A 230-nucleotide genomic window follows, 5' to 3' on the forward strand; every position below is an offset into this window, starting at 1 on the left:
GTTTGTTGCTGTCGCTTCGCTTTCGCACAGAAAACATTTTGTTGCTGTCGCTTCGCTTTCGCACAGAAAACATTTTGTTGCTGTCGCTTCGCTTTCGCACAGAAAAGGGGAGTTCAAAAATTATTTGAACTCCCCTCAGACTGTAGACAAACTCAATGAATTTTGAGTTTGCCTACAGTCTTTTTTCTTTTACAATAAAATAAAGTAAAGCCGTTGATTTCCACTACGGG

It is taken from the genome of Lysinibacillus sp. NPDC098008, assembly GCF_044760715.1.
Lineage (GTDB): Bacteria > Bacillota > Bacilli > Bacillales_A > Planococcaceae > Lysinibacillus.